Origin of the sequence: Bradyrhizobium centrosematis, assembly GCF_045571495.1 — a bacterium.
GTDB classification, from domain to species: Bacteria; Pseudomonadota; Alphaproteobacteria; order Rhizobiales; family Xanthobacteraceae; genus Bradyrhizobium; species Bradyrhizobium centrosematis.
On sequence record NZ_CP120703.1, the window covers coordinates 7,219,129 to 7,235,782 of the forward strand.

General features: G+C 63.7%; 15 protein-coding genes and 1 tRNA gene. 7 read left to right on the forward strand and 9 right to left on the reverse strand.

Annotated elements, in window-relative coordinates; translation table 11 throughout:
- Nucleotides 1–140 precede the first annotated feature (140 nt).
- Nucleotides 141–1,382 (forward strand): MFS transporter, encoded by a 1,242-nt coding sequence (locus P6U31_RS34070; RefSeq protein WP_407185982.1) that lies wholly within the window; start codon nucleotides 141–143, stop codon nucleotides 1,380–1,382.
- A gap of 22 nt (nucleotides 1,383–1,404) precedes the next feature.
- On the opposite strand, the gene P6U31_RS34075 is transcribed toward P6U31_RS34070, so the two are convergent.
- The 5 genes from P6U31_RS34075 to P6U31_RS34095 all read right to left on the reverse strand — a co-directional run bounded on the left by P6U31_RS34075 (nucleotide 1,405) and on the right by P6U31_RS34095 (nucleotide 7,265).
- Nucleotides 1,405–2,448 (reverse strand): zinc-binding dehydrogenase, encoded by a 1,044-nt coding sequence (locus P6U31_RS34075; RefSeq protein ID WP_407185983.1) that lies wholly within the window; start codon nucleotides 2,446–2,448, stop codon nucleotides 1,405–1,407.
- Between the two features lie 13 nt (nucleotides 2,449–2,461).
- Nucleotides 2,462–3,148: a class I SAM-dependent methyltransferase gene (locus P6U31_RS34080; protein WP_407185984.1), complete on the reverse strand. Its 687-nt coding sequence runs from the start codon at nucleotides 3,146–3,148 to the stop codon at nucleotides 2,462–2,464.
- 186 nt (nucleotides 3,149–3,334) lie between these two features.
- Complete coding sequence (locus P6U31_RS34085; protein ID WP_407190034.1) at nucleotides 3,335–4,360, reverse strand: tripartite tricarboxylate transporter substrate binding protein; 1,026 nt, start codon at nucleotides 4,358–4,360, stop codon at nucleotides 3,335–3,337.
- A gap of 22 nt (nucleotides 4,361–4,382) precedes the next feature.
- A complete protein-coding gene (locus P6U31_RS34090) occupies nucleotides 4,383–6,470 on the reverse strand; it encodes an acetate--CoA ligase family protein (protein WP_407185985.1) in 2,088 nt (695 codons plus the stop codon).
- Nucleotides 6,471–6,473: 3 nt separating this feature from the next.
- Nucleotides 6,474–7,265: an enoyl-CoA hydratase/isomerase family protein gene (locus tag P6U31_RS34095; RefSeq protein WP_407185986.1), complete on the reverse strand. Its 792-nt coding sequence runs from the start codon at nucleotides 7,263–7,265 to the stop codon at nucleotides 6,474–6,476.
- 179 nt (nucleotides 7,266–7,444) lie between these two features.
- On the opposite strand from P6U31_RS34095, the gene P6U31_RS34100 reads away from it, so the two are divergent.
- Nucleotides 7,445–8,221 (forward strand): IclR family transcriptional regulator, encoded by a 777-nt coding sequence (locus P6U31_RS34100; protein WP_407185987.1) that lies wholly within the window; start codon nucleotides 7,445–7,447, stop codon nucleotides 8,219–8,221.
- Between the two features lie 70 nt (nucleotides 8,222–8,291).
- On the opposite strand, the gene queD is transcribed toward P6U31_RS34100, so the two are convergent.
- From queD to P6U31_RS34120, 4 genes are all read right to left on the reverse strand, one after another.
- Nucleotides 8,292–8,648 (reverse strand): 6-carboxytetrahydropterin synthase QueD, encoded by a 357-nt coding sequence (gene queD, locus P6U31_RS34105; protein ID WP_407185988.1) that lies wholly within the window; start codon nucleotides 8,646–8,648, stop codon nucleotides 8,292–8,294.
- Nucleotides 8,649–8,871: 223 nt separating this feature from the next.
- Nucleotides 8,872–10,380 carry a TIGR03790 family protein gene (locus P6U31_RS34110; protein WP_407185989.1) on the reverse strand — a complete coding sequence of 503 codons (1,509 nt, stop codon included), beginning with the start codon at nucleotides 10,378–10,380 and terminating at the stop codon, nucleotides 8,872–8,874.
- A 174-nt stretch (nucleotides 10,381–10,554) separates the two neighbouring features.
- A tRNA-Arg gene (locus P6U31_RS34115) sits at nucleotides 10,555–10,631 on the reverse strand.
- Between the two features lie 266 nt (nucleotides 10,632–10,897).
- On the reverse strand, nucleotides 10,898–12,397 hold the full coding sequence (locus P6U31_RS34120; RefSeq protein ID WP_407185990.1) for a sensor histidine kinase: 1,500 nt from the start codon (nucleotides 12,395–12,397) through the stop codon (nucleotides 10,898–10,900).
- A gap of 366 nt (nucleotides 12,398–12,763) precedes the next feature.
- Between P6U31_RS34120 and rpmH the strand changes: the two genes are divergently transcribed.
- The 5 genes from rpmH (at nucleotide 12,764) to P6U31_RS34145 (ending at nucleotide 16,357) form a co-directional block, all read left to right on the forward strand.
- Entirely contained in the window at nucleotides 12,764–12,898 is a 135-nt protein-coding gene (gene rpmH / locus P6U31_RS34125; RefSeq protein ID WP_008542748.1) for a 50S ribosomal protein L34, read from the forward strand.
- A 27-nt stretch (nucleotides 12,899–12,925) separates the two neighbouring features.
- A complete protein-coding gene (gene rnpA, locus P6U31_RS34130; RefSeq protein WP_407185991.1) occupies nucleotides 12,926–13,351 on the forward strand; it encodes a ribonuclease P protein component in 426 nt (141 codons plus the stop codon).
- A gap of 16 nt (nucleotides 13,352–13,367) precedes the next feature.
- Complete coding sequence (gene yidC / locus P6U31_RS34135) at nucleotides 13,368–15,224, forward strand: membrane protein insertase YidC (protein WP_407185992.1); 1,857 nt, start codon at nucleotides 13,368–13,370, stop codon at nucleotides 15,222–15,224.
- 114 nt (nucleotides 15,225–15,338) lie between these two features.
- Nucleotides 15,339–15,992, forward strand: coding sequence for a ribosome biogenesis GTP-binding protein YihA/YsxC (yihA, locus tag P6U31_RS34140; protein WP_407185993.1), 654 nt, complete (start codon nucleotides 15,339–15,341; stop codon nucleotides 15,990–15,992).
- The gene (locus tag P6U31_RS34145) at nucleotides 15,992–16,357 is read left to right on the forward strand and encodes a DUF423 domain-containing protein (protein ID WP_407185994.1); all 366 of its coding nucleotides are present in this window, start codon (nucleotides 15,992–15,994) and stop codon (nucleotides 16,355–16,357) included. Before yihA ends, P6U31_RS34145 begins: the two co-directional genes overlap by 1 nt.
- Nucleotides 16,358–16,654 lie beyond the last annotated feature (297 nt).

The window sequence follows — 16,654 nt, forward strand, 5'->3', positions numbered from 1 at the left end:
ATACCCCAGGGCCGATCCCAGAGCATTTCGGTTCTGATTGAATCAGAACCAAAGCTCTAGATTCTTGTTTTGACGCGTTTTCTTCGCGAACCGGTGTCCACTTCGCTCGAAAACGCTCCAGCGCAGCCCGAGGGAAACCAGTGCCGCCCGAAAAGTCGTCGATCGAAAGTTCGTATTCCTGGATTCGCCTCGCCGTCTCCATCGCCCTCAGCACATTGGGCTGTGTCGGCATGTGGTCACTGGTGGTGGCTCTGCCGGCGGTGCAGGCCGATTTCAATGCGCCCCGCGCCGAGGCGACCCTGCCCTACACGCTCGCCATCATCGGCTTCATGATCGGCGGCATCATCGTCGGCCGCCTGGCGGATCGCTTCGGCATCCTGCCGCCGCTCGCCGGCGGCACCATCCTGATGAGCCTCGGCTACGTTCTCACTGCGGTCGCGCCGAGCCTTTCGGTGTTTGCGATGATCTCAGGTGTCACGATCGGTTTCGGCGGCGCCGCGAGCTTCGCGCCTTTGGTTGCCGACGTCTCGCTGTGGTTCGACCGGCACCGCGGCCTCGCTATCTCCCTGGCGACCGCCGGCAGCTCCCTGGCCGGCGTGGTCTGGCCACCCATCGTCCAGCACGCCATCGCCGCGCATGGCTGGCGGCAGACCCATATCGGCATCGGCCTGTTCTGTCTGGCGACGATGCTGCCGATGTCTCTGGTTCTGCTGCGCCGGCCCATCGTCCATACGGCCGCGCGGGACGCGGCGAGCAGCGGCAACACCATGCAGTCGATCGGCCTGTCCCCTTCCGTCACCCAGGGCCTGCTGGCCTTGGCCGGCATCTGCTGCTGCATCGCCATGGCGATGCCGCAGGTGCATCTGGTGGCTTATTGCGGCGACCTCGGCTACGGAACGGCGCGCGGCGCCGAGATGCTGGCGGTCATGCTCGGCTTCGGTGTGGCGAGCCGTTTTGTCTTCGGCTGGGTGTTGAACCGCATCGGCGGCCTGCGTACCTTGCTGCTGGGCTCGGCGATGCAGGCCACGGCACTTGCGCTCTATCTGCCGTTCAACGGGCTGGTCTCTCTTTACGTCGTGTCCGCCATCTTCGGTCTGGCGCAGGGTGGCATCGTGCCGAGCTATGCCGTGATCATCCGCGAGCTGTTCCCGCCACAGGAAGCCGGCTTTCGCATCAGCCTCGCCATCTCGGTCACGCTGGCCGGCATGGCGCTGGGCGGCTGGATGGCCGGCGCGATCTACGACTGGACCGGCTCTTACGCTTCCGCGCTGGTCAATGGCATCGCCTGGAATGTCGTGAACATGGCGATCGCGACCTGGTTGCTGCAGCGCCAGCGCCGGCATATCGTCAGCGCGTGCGTGGCGGACGCAGCGCCCGGCTGATCACGCATCGCCGCCGACGCGCTCAGCTGATGTTGAGCAGGATCCGTCCCGACGTGCCGCTACGCATCAGGTCCAGCGCGGCATTGACGTCGTCGAGCGCGAACTGATGGGTGACGATGCCACGGTAACTCACCTTGCCGGCATCGCTGAGGCGAACGAGACGCGGGATGTCGCGCGCCGGCTGGCATTGTCCGCCTTCCGAGCCCTTCAGCACCTTCTCGAAATGGAGCGGCAACGTGTAGATTTCGGCCTTCTCGCGGGGCACGCCGACGAGGATGCAGCGGCCCTTCTTCGCCGTGATCTCGTAGGCGAGCTCGATCAGATTCTTGACGCCGGTGGTCTCGATGACCTTATCGGGGCCGTCCAAACCGGTGATGGACCGAACTTCGGCGGCCACATCCCCAACCGCTTCCGAGTTGATGGTGTGGGTGGCGCCGAAATCCCTCGCCATCGCCAGCTTGTTGTCGAGGCGGTCGACCGCAATGACCGGCCAAGCGCCGACCATCGCGGCAAATTGCACGATGTTCAATCCGACGCCGCCGACACCGAACACCACGACGGCTTCTCCGATGGCGATTTGCGCATCGTTGTTGACGACGCCGAGCGCGGTCGTCACAGCGCAGCCGAGCAGCGGCGCGCTGATACGATCGATCGAGGCTGGAACGGGGGTGACGCGATTCTCCGACACCACGGCATATTCGTTGAAGGTCGTGACCCAGCCGGCATTGAGGCGCTTGCCGCGCCAGGCATAGATCGGCGTATTGGACTGGATCCCCTTGCCCGGCCGCCAATGCATGACGACGGTATCGCCCTGCTTGCAGGAGACGACGCCGGGCCCGGTTTCGACGATGGTTGCCAGCGCTTCATGCCCCAAGAGGTGCGGCAGGAACTTGTCGACGCCCTTGACGGCGTCGATCTCGTTGATCTGCGCCCCGCAGATGCTCGACGTGTGCACGTGGGCGAGCACCTGGCCGTGCTCGAGCCGATCCGGCAGGGTGAATTCGTCGACGATCAGCGGCTGGCCGGACTCGACGAGGATTGCCGCCTTGGCAGTCTTGATGTCCATGAGGCGCGCCCGGTCATTCGAAATAGATGAATTCGTAATCGCCGGTGTAGCCGAGCTTGCCGTAGAGCCAGATCCATTCCGACGTATGCAGGATGGACTCCGCCGTCAGCGCCCAGCATTCAAGGTTGTGCAATTCGGCGACGGTCCGGTAGCCCTCGACCATGACGTATTTGTTCTTGCCGACCCGCTCGATCTCCTTGAGCGCCGCCTCGAGCTCGTAGAGCCGCAGATTGTGCAGGGTGCCGAGCGAGATGACGAGGTCGAAGCTGCCGTCGCCATAGGGATAGATGTCCTGGGCGCGATAGTTGAAGAGGTACGGCCTCACCTGCTCGTGCGAATTGGCAAGACCGTGCTTGGAGATATCGAAGCCTGTGACCTTCAAGCCCGGCAGGATCTTCTGCATCTCGTAGAGCAGAAAGCCCTTGCCGCAGCCGACATCGAGCACGCTGGAACCGTCCTTCAGACCATAGGTCTCGATCAGCGCCTTGGCGACCGGCGCCCAGCGCCCCTCGATGAAGCGGTAGCCGCCATAGCCGAAGCGGCGGTCGCCGTCCCAATAATCGGCCTCGTATTCCCGCGCCTTCAGCGAGCAGCCGATCTTGTCGTCGTTCATGCGGCCCATATAGTCGCGCTTGGTCGCCGTATGCAGGGGCGTCACGATATTCAGCAGTCGTCCCATTGAGCCCTCGGATTCCAGCATGCGCCAAAGCTTGTCGCGACCGGCCGGGAGCCCGAGTCACAACTTGCAAATCATTTTAGCATTTGCGGTCGAAATCATCGTTGTTTCAGATCAATGAGGCAGGGCTCCTGCGGCGGCGCCATCGGCAGCCGGCATCGGAGGAGGGCCTGCGGTGAGATTCTGTTCCGTGGCCGCACCCGCCCATGGCTATTGCACCTCGATGTTCGCGTCCTTGATCAGCTTGTGCCAGCGCTCCTCCTCCTGGGCGACATAGCGATCGAGCTCTTCCGGAGCGCTGCCGACCATGATGAGGCCTTCGTTCGCCTCGAGCTTCTTGAAGGCACCGGACTGAACCGCCTTCGCGACCGCCTGATTGAGGCGCGCGATCACCGGAGCAGGCGTCTTGGCCGGCGCGTACAATCCGTACCAGGACTCGGCGGCGTAACCGGGCACGCCGGCCTCGGCGACGGTGGGCAGTTGCGGAAACGCCGCCGAACGCTCTGCGGATGTGACGGCCAGCGCCCGAAGCTGGCCCGCGGCTACCAGCGAGGCCGCGCTCGCCACGGTGGTGAACATCACATCGATCTGTCCGCCCAGGAGATCGCTGATCGCAGGCGCCGCGCCCTTGTAGGGCACCGCCGTCATCTTGACCTTCGCCATCGCATTGAACAGCTCGCCTGCGAGATGGGCCGACGTGCCGGTGCCGAAGGTGCCGAAATTCAGCTTGCCAGGATTGGCCTTGGCCTCGGCGATCAAATCGGAGATCGAGTTGATCTTCGATGCGGGGTTGACGACGACGATATTGAAGGATCGCGCGATCAGAGATACCGCCGCGAAATCCTTGTGCGGATCGAACGGCAGCTTGTTGTACAGGCTCGGGTTGACCGCGTGCGCGAACGTCGCCATCAGCAGCGAATAGCCGTCGGGCTCGCTGGTGGCCACCGTCTGGGTGCCGATGATGGTCCCGGCGCCCGGCTTGTTCTCGATGATGACGGATTTGCCGAGGTCGGCCTGGATCTCCTGCGCCGTCGTTCGCGCGATGATGTCGGTGCCGCCGCCGGCTGCGAAGGGCACCACGATCTTGACGATCTTGTCGGGATATTCCGCGCGCGCCGGCGTCACTCCGAGCCCCGCGACGATTGCACAGGCGAGGATGGCAAGACCTCGCCGTCGCCGCGGAGTGAAAGGCTTCCCGCGCGCGGCGTCGTGATTGATGATTCCGCCAAAGACCATCTGGAGCTCCATCCGATTCTGTTCAGACATCGAGAACGACCAATCCGTCTGCCGCCTTCACGCCCTGGCCTGCCGGCAGCACGAACACCGGATTGATCTCCGCCTCCGCGAGGCGAGCGCCGAGCTGCGCAACCATATGCGAGAAAGCGACGATCGCGCCTGCGAGCGCCTCGAGATCGCATTTCGGCCGCCCCCGAAAACCGTCCAGCAACGGCCAGGCGACGAGATCGCGCGCCATCGCGCGCGCCTCGGACAGGTCGAGGCCGCCATTCGGCGGAAGCAGGCGCATCGTCGTGTCCTTGAACAGTTCGGCCGCGACGCCGCCCATTCCGAGCAGGATCGCGGTTCCCAGGGAATCGCGATGCATCCCGAGAATGATCTCGACGCCGCCTGAAATCATCTCCTGAACCAGGAATCGATCGGGTCGCTTTCCGGTCCTCGTCTCGACCTCGTCGGCCATCACGATGGAACGGCCGCCGATGGTCTCGGCTGTCAAATTGACCGCGACGCCGCCGACGTCGCTCTTGTGCGCAATCTCACGTGACAGAATCTTGAGCACGACCTTGCCGCCGAAGTCTCGCGCCGCCTGTTCGGCCTCGCTCGCCGTTGCGACGACCTTCTCCGCCACGACGGGAATCCCAAAGCGGGCGAACAGCGTCTTGGCCTGTGCTTCATCGAGCGAGCCAGCCGGGAGATCGCTGACGTCAACTGTCGTCCCAGTCAGACCGGTGGCTTCGAGCTGCTCCGGCATTGCGGCCCGCAAAAGCCCGTCGAGCGCCGCGGCGCAGCTCTCGGCTGACGTATAGGCCGGGACGCCGCGCCGGGTGAGGACGGAAACCACCTCGGGCGCGTAGGGACTGACATAGGCAATGACGGGCTTGTCGCTGAGCGGCAGGCAGTCGTGGATGGCATCGGCCATCAGGGCCGGCGACCCCACCGCCGATGAGCCGGCAATCACCGCGAGCGCATCGTAGCAGGGACTTGCGAGCAGGATCCGGATCGCGGCACGCAGCAGATCCGGCTGCAGACCGGCCAGGGTCACGTCGATCGGATTGCGGTCGAGATTGGCATGCGAGCCCGACTGCAGGGCACGTAATTGCGCCGCCGTCTCAGCGTCGGGCGCGGGCGTCGCGAAACCTGCAACGCCGAGACTGTCTGACACGATCGTGCCGGCGCCGCCGGTCGAGGTGAGGATCGCAACACGCCGGCCGGAAAGCTTCCGTCCCGCGCCAAGGGCTGCGGGAATGTCGAGCAGGTCTTCGAACGTGCTGGCGCGGATCACGCCGAGCTGTCTGAACAAGGCGTCGTACATGCGATCGGAGCCGGCCAGCGCGCCGGTGTGCGAGACCGCCGCCTGTGCACCCGCCTCCGATCGACCGATCTTGAAGGCGACGATGGGCTTGCCGGCGCGCCGCGCCTTGAGCACCGCCTCGCGAAAGCGACGTGGATTGCGGATCGCCTCGATATAGAGCGCAATGACCTTGGTTGCGTCGTCGCCGGCAAGAAAGTCGATGAAGTCGGCGAGTTCGAGGTCGGCCTCGTTGCTGGTCGATACCAGCTTGGACAAGCCGATCCCGCGGGCCGCGGCCCGCGACAGCAAGGCGCCGAGAATGCCCCCGCTTTGCGAGACCAGTCCGATGGGCCCCGCCGTGAAGTCATCCATCGCCAGCGCGCCCGACGCCGACAGCACGATATTGTCAGTGAGATTGACGAGGCCGATCGTGTTCGGTCCGAGGATCCGCATGGAGCCGGCAGCCTGCATCAGCTGCGTCTGGCGCGCGGCGCCCTCGGCCCCGGTTTCGGTGAAGCCGCTGGCGAGAACGATCGCCGCGGCCGCGCCGCGCTCGGACAATTCGCGCACCGCGACGTGGGCGCGCTCGGCACCGAGCAGGACGATGCCGACGTCAGGCACATCAGGCAGCGAGGCGATGTCGGGGTAGCAGGTGAGACCGCCGATCTCGCCGACCTTCGGATTGACGGGATAGATCGCCCCCGCAAAGCCGTGCTTGCGGAGATAGGACACCGGCCGCCCCGAGGTCTTGCTGGGGTCCGCCGACGCACCGACGACGGCGACGCTGCGCGGCCGGATCAGGCGTTCGATCGCATCCATCGCTCAATCCTTCGAGGTGGATTGCGCGAGGAACGCCGTCACCGCCTCGCGATGCTCGACGCTGGTGTAGCAGATCGCCTGCGCCTGGCTGCCGAGATTGAAGATGTCGTGCGCGGAGTGCTCGAACGTCTCGTTCAGGATCTTCTTGCTCAGCGCCAGTGCGGTGGGAGAGCCTTCGGCCAATTCGGCCGCCCAGGCCTGCGCGGCCGACAGGAGGTCAGTCGAGGCCACCTTGCGATCGACGATCCCGAGCGCGAGCGCTTCGTCCGCCTCGACGATTCGGCCGGTGAAGATCAGCTCCTTGGCTCTGGCAAGCCCGACCCGGCGCGGCAGGAAATACAGCCCGCCGCCGTCGGGGATCAGACCGCGCTTGATGTAGGACCAGGTGAATTTCGATCGTTCCGTGCCCATAACGAAGTCGCAGGCCAGCGCGGTGTCGGCACCGAGCCCCGCCGCGGCGCCGTTGACGGCGGCGATCGTCGGCTTCGGAAGGCCGAGCAGCAGCGACTGCACGTGATGCACGCCCTGCTGACGGCTCCATCCGTTGAATGCGACCTCGCCCTGCGGCGCCTCGAGCCGGCGCTTCATGCCGCTGATGTCGCCGCCGGCACAGAAGGCGTTGCCGCGCCCGGTCAGCACCAGCGCCTTGATCGCCTTGTCGCGGGACACGGGCTCGAGCGCGCCGGCGAATACGGCGCGCATCTCGTCGCTCATGGCGTTGCGCCGTTCGGGCCGGTTGAAGGCGATCGTCGCGACGCCGGCCTCGACGAAAAATTCGATGAGCTGATAGGACATGGCAGGCTCCTCGGAGTCGGATCGGCCGGCGCGCGACGAATGTTCGGCGCGAGCTCCGCAAGCTGCGGTTTCCTCGTCGAGCCGTGCGCCATCCGGCATTATTCTTTCCGCTGCCTATAGCGGCTTGCAGCCCACCGGACATCCCCTTAATTCCACTTAGTGGAAACGAAAGGGCGAACATGGCACAGGCGCGCAGATATGCGGGCGGGCTCGACGGCAACCGTTCGCTCGAACGGGGCATCGAGATCCTCAGGGCGTTCCGGCCCGGCGTCGACACGCTGGGCAACGGCGAGATCGCGGAGCGAACCGGATTGCCGCGATCCACCGTCAGCCGGCTGACACGAACGCTGGTCAATTCCGGGATGCTCGACGAAGTCCGTGACCAGCGGGCCTACCGCCTTGCCGCGTCCGTCATCAGCATCGGTCACGCGATGCGGACGGGATCGCCCGTGCTCAACGCGATCGGACCGATGATGCGGGCGGAATCGGCCAAGCGCCGGCTCAACGTGGGGTTAGCGACCGCGGATCGAACCATGATGGTCTATCTGGAGTCGATCCGCTACAGCCCGCGCGCGGCGCTGCGCAACGTCGTCGCCGGCCAACAGGTGCCGATGGAGTTGACGTCGCTGGGTCGCGCTTATCTGGCCGGCATTGCAGCGGCCGAGCGCGAGCGGTTGCTGAAGCAGTTCAAGCGGCGCAGCACAGCGGCTACCAAGACGCTGCTTGCGGAGGTCCGGAGATCGATCAGCTCGGTCGAACGCGACGGCTATTGCGCCGTGTCGTGGCAGCCCGCCGTTCTCGCCGTCGCGACGCCGATCGTGCTGGAGGGGCTCCCGGTCTACGCACTCAACATGAGCCTGCAGAATGTCGACCGGTCCGACGCGTTGGCGAGCGAGATGGGCGCCTACCTCAATGCGTTTGCGGCCAAATGCAAGGAGGTGCTGGCGGGCCGTTGATGCGGGATCGGCGCGAGGGGCCGCGCAGCTATAGCTTCCCATAAAGGCCCGGATCAGCGCGGGGCTGTCGTCACCGCCCTTGATATTCGGCCCAGCAGTCCGCCGTCTCATAGACCCGGACCGCCCACAGCTGCGGAAGGTTCGGCTTCAACCGGTCCCAGATCCAGATCGCGATATTCTCTGCGGTGGGGTTCTCGAGGCCTTCGACGTCGTTCAGGCAGTGGTGGTCCAGCGCGCCCAGGATGTCGGCGAAGCTTTTTTCGATGTCGAAGAAATCCGCGACGAAGCCGGTGTGCGGATCGACCGGCCCGTCCAGCTGGACCTCGACCCGGTAGGAATGACCATGCAGCCGGCGGCATCGGTGGGTTTCGGGCACGTTTGGCAGCCGATGCGCCGCCTCGAACTTGAACGCCTGCGATATTCTCATCCAGCTCCTCACACGGCGTCGCCGTCCGGGCTTAGGCCGGTCTGGCGACCAGATGCTGTCTTGTCCTGACCTTCCGTCGAAAAATGGCGCGCCCGGAACGATTCGAACGTCCGATTCGTAGTCTGCCATGGTTGCGAGTTGCCTTAGCTCGTCATCACCAACCTGACAAGCACGGTCGAAAGGCATCCGGGACGCCCCCGCCCCACCACGCGTGACAGCTCTCTTAATTGCGTCGATCCGGTCGCGGAGCACTCTCACCTCCGCGGTCCAGTTTGTAGAACGGCGCTCTCATCCCAGTCAGGGTGATCATCGCGAAGCGATAGTCTGGCACCGAAATTGTGCTAATCAGCGAAAATGGGCCGGTCGGTGATGGTGCTGAGTAAAGATTGTAGTCTACTCCGGGTTCAAGGATCGACGTCTTGATATTGAGAACTTCGTTCACAAGCGTCGCCTGCGTACCGAAGGGTCTTGCCAGCGGATCGCCTATGAAAACGCCTTGGGACGGCTGTCGGACCGATTTCGTGTATGCCTCAAGGGCTGTGTTGCCGAGGAAATAGTTCTTTACGAGCACTGAAGCGGCGGGAAATTTATCTGCATATGCACAGGGCTCGGTCACCGTGCCGTAACTTGCTGAGACCCCAGCTTCAAGCCAGCGTAGTGCGCTCGTTTGATTCGACCCAAATAAATCGCCTCCGCCTGAAGTAAGACTGTCCGCCAGAGCGCCAGGAACATAGGTGTTTGTATTGAGACTTGAGATGTTCGCCAACCCCGTCTCGTAAAAGAGAATATCCTTGGTGTTTTTGACTTCCGACGGCCCACCTGGTCTTGAACGGTCGTAGTAAGTCATCCTGAGTGCTTCTGGGCGATTCCAATTTTGAACAGTTGCCTGGAAGTCGGGATATCGAGGCATGCTCCTCGTATTGTCTGCGGTTCTCACGAACCAGCCGTTCCCTCTCGGAAGGCTTCGATCCGCCTTCAGTCCCTTGTCGATCGTCGCTTTTACACTCGTTGCGCTTTCACCTGCGAGCATCATGGCTGGGCGAATGCCAAAATCCGTATATGGCATTGTCGATCGTGAATCGTAGTACGGACTTAGGGGGGTGCTGTCGCAACTCCTGCTCGTGAGGTACTGCGCATCTATTCCATAGGCGAAGGCGCTCGTAATCGAATAATTCGTGGGGTAGTAGTTGAAGCGCGCGATACGAAACGGCCTGCTCCAGGAAATCACAAACGCCTGAACCTCTGGACCTGCCTGGGCATCCACCTGCTGCTTGAGCACCGCAAACTCAGCAGGATCAATACCGTTATTTGCAGGAAGCCCGGGGTAGATTTTGTCTTGCTCGAACCTCAAATGAATCATGTTTCGGCTGGGAAGATTTCTCACCTGCTGATAGTAGTTCGCAATCTCCACCGACTGCGGATCGTTATCATTGATCAGGACCGCAACTTCTGAGCTTTGAATGCTGGACCGCGGTACGGATAACGTCGCCACAACTGCGGAATTTGCATCAAGCACATTCACAGATTCAGTTAGCAACGAGGTCTGTGCCGCTGCGAACGATGGTAGATGCGCGATCGTGACAAGAATAATTGTGACCAATCGTTTTCCGAAATCGCGGCCGTTCTGAATCATTTCGACCGCGGCCCGATCGGCAACCCCGCCGCGGCCTCCTACGCTGCCAAGTCGCACTCGCGGCAGACGCGCTGCAAACGGAAACAGCAAATGGACCATCACGCCTCGCCGATTGACCTGTATGACTGATCTCGGTTCGAGATCCGGTCGGATAAGCAAGCGATCTTCAATTTCGAGAGCTCACCGCGAACAGAGTTTGCCAACGAACTGCAAACCACGCCCTCTCGGGAAAGAAAAGAAGACGGTAAAGGCGTGTGATTTCAACGAGGCAAATGGCGCGCCCGGAACGATTCGAACGTCCGACCCTCAGATTCGTAGTCTGATGCTCTATCCAGCTGAGCTACGGGCGCGTGTTTCGCAATCAGCGCGGGCGTGGCCCGCGAGGCAGCCCCCGGCAGAGCCGGAGGGGGTGCGAAAGAGCGCTCTGACTACCCGCTCTTGTCCCGATTGGCAAGGTCCGGGATGGGGAGATTTTGCATGGAAATGACGGTCTCTACCTGGTCACTCCGGGACTCGCGAAGCGAGAACCCGGAATCTCGCGTCAAAACCTCGGGATTCCGGGGTTCGGCGCTTTGCGCCGCCCCGGAACGACGGAGAAACTCGGCCCCTGGCCGACTTAGGCCCTCTGCCGCTCGTTGCGGATGGAGAGCAGCTCCACGGGGCGGTCGGGAATGACGATGCGGAAGGTGGCGCCGATGGTGCCTTCGACCAGATGGATATCGCCGCCATGGGCGCGGACCAGCTCGGCAGCGATGGCAAGGCCGAGACCGCTGCCGCCCGGGCGGCCGGAGGTCTGGAACGCCTCGAACAGGTGCTCCCTGGTTTTCTGCGGAATGCCCGGACCGGTGTCGGAGACCTCGATGATTGCGACGGCGCCTTCGCGCTTCCCGGTGATCCGGATCTGCTGCGGGCCGCCGTCGCCGGAGGCATGACTCTCCAGCGCCTGGGCAGCATTGCGGACGAGGTTGAGCAGCACCCGGAACAGCTGATCGGGATCGGCATCGATCGCAAGGCCGCGCTCGATCGCGGCGACCCAGGCGATCGAGGCGTCGTTGGCGAGGCCCGCGGTCTCGCGCACCTCCAGCACGACAGGCTCGATCAGGATCATGCGGCGGTCCGGTGCGGCCTCCTGGGCGCGGCCGTAAGACAACGTCGACTGGCAGAAGGCGATGGCGCGCTCGAGCGAGCGCACCAGCTTCGGCGCAAAACGCTGCACCCGCGGGTCCGGCACGCTGGCGAGCTGATCCGACAGGAGCTGGGCCGAGGCCAGCAGATTGCGCAGATCGTGGTTGATCTTGGAGACGGCGAGGCCGAGCGCGGCGAGCCGGCTCTTCTGATGCAGCATCGACATCAGGTCGCGCTGCATGTCCGACAATTCGCGCTCGGCGACCCCGATCTCGTCGCTGCGCTGGCTCGGCACGATGATACCCGCCGAGCTTTCGGGGTTCTCGTGGAAGCCGACCAGGCTCGCGGTCAGCCGCCGCATCGGGCGCACGAAGAGATAATGGAGCGCGAGATAGACGAGGCCGGCGGTCAGCACCGCGATGATCAGCGCGACCACCACGACGTTGCGGGAGAATCGATACATCTGCTGCCGCAGCGGCAATTCGTCGGTGACGATCTCGATGAACTGGGCATTGCCGACCCCGGGACCGACGATGCGGATGGCCTGGTTGCCGGTCTCCAGCATCATCCGGAACGAGCCGGTGATCGCCTCCCAGGCCGTCATGTCGCGCAGGTCGATGTCGTGCTCGATGGCGGACGGAATGTTGTCGCTGGCGAGCAGCCGGCGCTGCTGGCCCATCTTGATGGCGACGGCGCGGGCATTGATGCTTTTGAGGATCTGGCGCGACAGCGAATCGGGAACCATGCCGAGCGGCGCCGCATCCAGCACCAGCGCCGCGGTGTTGGCCGCCGCCACGCGGTCGTTCAGCCGGTTGACCCAGAAGTTGGCGATGGCGGGCACGTAGAGCAGGCTGGCCGCGATCATCACCAGGGGAACGGTGAGCAGCAGCAGCTTGCCTGACAACCCGAGCCCGCGCGTCCCACGGGGGCGCATCGCCGGCGGGTCCGGCTGATCCTGATCGTGGATCGGCTGGAGGTCTGTGGCTGCCACGAAACTCGCCCTCGCTGCCCTTTTGGCGGGTGAAGAATTGGCGGTAAGAAGATGCGACCCGACCCTGGCCGGGTCAAATTACGGATCGCTAATCTGCCAAGGTGGGATTTAGGAGCTGATATCGCGAGTCGCCACCTCAAGGGTTAAAAACCCCTTGCAAACAGCGTTATTCACGGAAATCGCGCGCTTGTGCGGCGTTGACGAAAACAAGACGCTCCCTTATAAGCCGCGCGAATTGTCCGCGATGACCCGGTTTGACGCCGGGAGCGGCTCTCTTGGGGCCGGAAAAGGGCCCGTTTGGGCCGCATCTTCCGGACTTTACCATCAATTCTACAGGCAAATTGCCCGGTCAGCGGAGAAAAACCCGTGAAGCGGACTTATCAACCCAGCAAACTGGTGCGCAAGCGCCGTCACGGCTTCCGTGCCCGTCTCGCCACTGCCGGCGGCCGCAAGGTTCTCGCCGCCCGCCGCGCCCGCGGCCGCAAGCGTCTGAGCGCCTGAGCCAGACCCCCTTTTTGGGATTTCATCATGGATCGGCTGAGGCAGCGAGCGGATTTCCTCGCCGTTGCCAATGGCGCGCGGGTGAACAGTCCCGCGTTCGTCCTGCAAAGCCGTCCCCGCGATGACGGCGGCCCGATCCGGATCGGCTTCACCGTCACCAAGAAGAACGGCAACGCCCCCGAGCGCAATCGCATCCGGCGCCGGCTTCGCGAATTGGTGAAGCGGCTCGATCCGGTGTCGATGCAGCCCCATCATGATTATGTGCTGGTCGGCCGAAGGGACGCGCTCTCGCGCCCCTTCGCCGCCATGCTCGACGATCTGCGCATAGCGTTCACGAAGCCCGCGCGGCATACCGCCAGGGGGACTGACAAGGGACCCGCGAAGCGACGCGGCCCCAGGACTGACCGGACAAGGTCCAATCCCGCTCCTGCTGCCAGCTGCAAACCGGATTGATGACGAGACAATCGAGATGACCGACAATCGCAATACCATCCTCGCCGTCATTCTGTCGGGCCTCGTCCTGATCGCCTGGCAATATTTCTACAACGTGCCGCAGATGGAGAAGCAGCGCGCCCAGCAGCAGGCGCAGGCCGAGCTTCAGAAGCCCGCGCCGCAGCCGACCGCCTCCGCGACACCCGGCTCCGCGACACCCGGTGCCGCGCCGCAATCCGGCGGCGCAACTCAGCCGGCCACGCCGGCTGTGAACCAGGCCCAGCCAGTTGTTGCGCGCGATGCCGCCATCGCCGCCAGCCCGCGCGTCAAGATCGACACGCCGCGGATCGCCGGCAGCATCTCATTGAAGGGCGGCCGCATCGACGACATCGCGCTGGTGCAATTCCGCGAGACGGTCGATCCGAAGTCGCCGCCGATCATCCTCTATTCGCCCTCGGGAACCGCCGAGCCTTATTACGCAGAGTTCGGCTGGGTGGCGGCGACGGGCGTGACGGCGAAGATGCCGGATGCCCAGACGCTGTGGCAGCAGGACGGCAGCGGCAGCCTGACCCCCACGACCCCGGTGGTGCTGAAGTGGGACAATGGCGACGGCCTCACCTTCCGCCGCACCATTTCGGTCGACGATCATTACCTCTTCACCGTCAAGGACGAGGTGAGCAATGTCAGCAACGCGCCGGTCACGCTTTACCCGTTCGCGCTGATCTCGCGCCATGGCGCGCCGCAGGTGTCCGGCTATTACATCCTGCATGAAGGCCTGATCGGCTATCTCGATGGCTTGCAGGAATATGCCTACAAGAAGATCGACGAAGCCAAGTCGGTGAACTTCAAGGCCACCAATGGCTGGCTAGGCATGACCGATAAGTACTGGGCCTCGGCGCTTTTGCCCGACACCAATGCCCAGCTTCAGGCGCGCTTCTCGTCGAACCCGGTCGGCAACGTCCACACCTACCAGACCGACTATCTGCTCGACCCCGTCACCGTCGCGATCGGCGGCACCGCAACGGCGAACGCGCGGCTGTTCGCGGGCGCCAAAGAAGCCGGCGTCGTCGGCGTGTTCCCGTTTGCCGGCCTCGGCGGCTACAACAAGGAGCTCGGCCTCAACCATTTCGATCTCTTGATTGACTGGGGCTGGTTCTACTTCATCACCAAGCCGATGTTCCTCGGCCTCGACTTCTTCTACCGCCTCTTCGGCAATTTCGGCATCTCGATCCTGCTCGTCACCGTGATCGTGAAGCTGTTGTTCTTCCCGCTGGCGAACAAGTCCTACGCCTCGATGGCGAAGATGAAGTCGATCCAGCCGCAGCTGCAGGCGCTGAAGGAGCGCTATCCCGACGACAAGGTGAAGCAGCAGCAGGAGATGATGGAGATCTACCGCAAGGAGAAGATCAATCCGGTCGCCGGCTGTCTTCCCGTGGTGATCCAGATCCCGGTGTTCTTCTCGCTGTACAAGGTTCTGTTCGTCACCATCGAGATGCGGCAAGCGCCGTTCTACGGCTGGATCAAGGACCTCTCGGCGCCGGACCCGACCAATCTTTTCAACCTGTTTGGGCTGATCCCGTTCGACCCGACCACGATTCCCGTGTTCGGCCATTATCTCGCACTCGGCATCTGGCCGATCATCATGGGCATCACGATGTGGTTCCAGATGAAGCTGAACCCGACGCCGCCCGATCCGACGCAGCAGATCATCTTCAACTGGATGCCGCTGATCTTCACCTTCATGCTGGCGGGCTTCCCGGCGGGCCTCGTGATCTACTGGGCCTGGAACAACCTGCTCTCGGTGGTCCAGCAGAGCTACATCATGCGCCGCAACGGCGTGAAGGTGGAGCTGTTCGACAATCTCAAGGCCACGTTCGCGAGGAAGGCGACGTAAGTCTCTCTCTCAGTCATTCCGGGGCGATGCGAAGCATCGAACCCGGAATCTCCAGATTCCGGGTCTGGTCCTTCGGACCATCCCGGAATGACGGTGCACCAAAAGAGCCTTCGCATGACCGACGACAAAGATGCGAAGCTGATCGAGGCCGGGCGAAAGCTGTTCGCCCGCGACTGGCAATTCATCTGGGCCTCGCCCTCGATCCAGACGCTGCCGCCGATGGCGGGGCTGGAGGTCGCCTTTGCCGGACGCTCCAATGTCGGCAAGTCGAGCCTGATCAATGCGCTCACGGGCCGCAACAACCTCGCGCGCACCTCGCATACACCGGGCCGCACCCAGGAGCTGATCTTCTTCGAGGTCCCCGGCAAGACTGACCTGCGCCTCGTCGACATGCCCGGCTACGGCTATGCCAAGGCACCGAAGAGCCAGGTCGCGTCCTGGACCGAGCTGATTCACAAATTCCTGCTGGGACGCGCCAGCCTCGCGCGCGTGTACGTGCTGATCGACGCACGGCACGGCATCAAGGACGTCGACCTCGAGGTGCTCAAGACGCTCGATCGCTCCGCGGTCAGCTACCAGATCGTGCTGACCAAGGCCGACCAGGTGAAGGCGTCCGAGCTGCAGGCGCGCATTGCCGAGACCGAGGCCGCGCTGGCCAAGCATCCCGCCGCGTTCCCGAACGTGCTTGCCACCTCGTCACGCAGCTCGACCGGCATGGAGAGCTTGCGCGCCGCGATGGCGAAGCTCTTGGAAGAGCGGAGCAAATAATGGTGGCCCAGCGCCTCCTGATTGGGCTTGCCGGACTGATGGGCGCCGCCGGCGTCGCGCTGGCCGCTGCCTCCGCCCACGGCGTGGATGCGAGCCGGCTTGCCTCGGCGAGCGCCATGCTGCTGTTTCATGCAACTGCCATGCTCGCCGTGATCGCCCTGCTCGCACGCGGCCTTCTGCATGGCGGAATTGGACTCGTCGCTGCACTCGGCTTCGTGTTCGGCGCCGCATTGTTCGCGGGCGACCTCACCTTGCGGCAATATGCCGGGCACGCGCTGTTTCCGATGGCGGCGCCGACCGGCGGAACGGTGATGATCGCGAGCTGGCTGGCGGTGACGCTGGCTGCGGTGGTGGCGAAAAAGTAGCGCGCTCTTTCTTACCCTCCCCCTTCAGGCAAGGGAATCGCATGTGGCTCTTTGCACGAGCTGAGCGCGCGCCTCGTCCTTCGAGACGACCGCTTCGCGGTCTCCTCAGGATGAGGCTAAGCGGCATCGGCCCCCGTCGAAACCAGCGAAACGCACTCGGTCCTCATCCTGAGGGCCCGCCAACGGCGGGCGTCTCGAAGGATGGCCGCACGCGACATCACTCTCATATGCGATAGCCCTGCCTTCCAGGGGAGGGTAAGAGGGAACACCACACTTTGCGCCACGCCCGCCAATCGG